Consider the following 1900-nt stretch of genomic DNA (forward strand, 5'->3'; position numbering starts at 1 on the left):
GCGGAAACCGTATTCCACCAGCGTGGTCTTGCGCGAGCGGTCGCCGTTGTACATGGCGCTGAGCTGGCCGATCATCACGTGGCTCTCGTCGAGGAACATGAGTGAATCGGAAGGCATGTAGTCCACCAGGGTAGGCGGCGGATCACCCGGCTTGGCACCCGACAAGTGCCGTGTGTAATTTTCGATGCCCTTACAGTGCCCCACCTCCTGCAGCATCTCCAGATCGAAGCGGGTGCGCTGCTCGACGCGCTGCGCCTCCACCAGCTTGCCATCGCCCACGAGTTGTTTGACGCGCTCGTTGAGCTCGGCCTTGATGCTCTCGATGGCCACCAGCACGCGCTCGCGCGGCGTGACGTAATGGCTGGATGGGTAGATCGTGAAGCGCGGGATCTTCTGGCGGACCTTGCCCGTGAGCGGGTCGAACAGCTGGATGCTGTCGATCTCGTCGTCGAACAGCTCGATGCGCACGGCCAGCTCGCTGTGTTCAGCCGGGAACACGTCGATGGTGTCACCGCGCACACGGAAGGTGCCGCGCCCGAACTCCATGTCGTTGCGCTTGTACTGCATGCGAATCAACTGCGCGATCACGTCACGCTGGCCGAGCTTGTCACCCACGCGGGCGATCAGCACCATCTGCATGTAGTCCTCGGGCTTGCCGATACCGTAGATGGCCGACACGGTCGCAACGATGACCACGTCACGGCGCTCCAGCAGGCTCTTGGTGGCGCTCAGCCGCATCTGCTCGATGGCCTCGTTGATGGCGCTGTCCTTCTCGATGAAGAGATCGCGCTGCGGAACGTAGGCCTCGGGCTGGTAGTAGTCGTAGTAACTGACGAAGTACTCGACCGCGTTGTTCGGGAAGAACTCGCGGAATTCGGCGTAGAGCTGTGCGGCCAGTGTCTTGTTGGGCGCAAACACGATGGCCGGGCGCCCTTGCCGGGCGATCACGTTGGCCATGGTGAAGGTCTTGCCCGAGCCGGTCACACCCAGCAGGGTCTGATAGGACAGGCCGTCTTCAATGCCCTCACACAGTTGCGCGATGGCCGTGGGCTGATCGCCCGCCGGGGGATAAGGCTGGTACAGCTCGAAAGGGGAATCGGGAAACTGCACGAACTGCCCGGCGCTGTGTTCGGTGCCGGCCAGCCCGGCGGTAACCACGCCTTCGAGCGCGATCACCGGCGCAATCACGGGAGATTGGGCACTTTTTGACGGGTGTGCGGCAGCGGAAAGATCAATCGGCTCAGACATCCGGGTCACAGTTCGATAAAATAAAGGGTTTGCCCGATTTGGCGAAGGTGGTCAAAAACCATTTTTAGCCGAGTTCGAGCTGTCGAATTTTCCAGCTTATCCCTTTTTCAGCTCTAACACCTCTGACCGGAGACTGCTTGCATGGCCTCGCTGTTCGCTGCCGTTGAAATGGCCCCCCGTGACCCCATCCTGGGCCTCAACGAACAATTCAATGCCGACCCCAACCCTAACAAGGTCAATCTGGGCGTGGGTGTCTACACCGACGACCAGGGCAAGCTGCCCCTGCTGAAGTGCGTGGCCGCTGCTGAAAAGCAGATGTCCGAGGCCCCCAAGGCCCGTGGCTACCTGCCCATCGACGGCATCGTGGCCTATGACAAGGCCGTGCAAGGCCTGGTGTTTGGTGCCGAGCACGCTGCCGTGAAGGCGGGCCGCATCGCCACGGCGCAGGCCATCGGCGGCACGGGCGGTTTGAAGCTGGGTGCCGACTTCCTCAAGCGCCTGAACCCGGATGCGCAAGTCCTGATCTCGGACCCGAGCTGGGAAAACCACCGCGCCCTGTTCGAGGCCGCCGGCTTCCCCGTGGACGTCTACCCCTATTACGACGCAGCCAACCGCGGCATCAACTTCGACGGCATGATCGCCAAGTTGAAGG

At 61.9% G+C, this 1900-nt stretch carries 2 protein-coding genes; one reads left to right on the forward strand and one right to left on the reverse strand.

All coding sequences use genetic code 11. From position 1 onward, the window contains the following. Positions 1–1248, reverse strand: a 1248-nt coding sequence (locus EPO09_RS01530; protein WP_290639477.1) for a DEAD/DEAH box helicase family protein, incomplete at its 3' end; no start/stop codon positions are given. Between the two features lie 141 nt (positions 1249–1389). Between EPO09_RS01530 and EPO09_RS01535 the strand changes: the two genes are divergently transcribed. Continuing rightward, on the forward strand, positions 1390–1900 hold a 511-nt coding region (locus tag EPO09_RS01535; protein WP_290639479.1), incomplete at its 3' end, for an aminotransferase class I/II-fold pyridoxal phosphate-dependent enzyme.

It is taken from the genome of Aquabacterium sp. (genome assembly GCF_004297345.1).
Taxonomy (GTDB): domain Bacteria; phylum Pseudomonadota; class Gammaproteobacteria; order Burkholderiales; family Burkholderiaceae_C; genus Aquabacterium.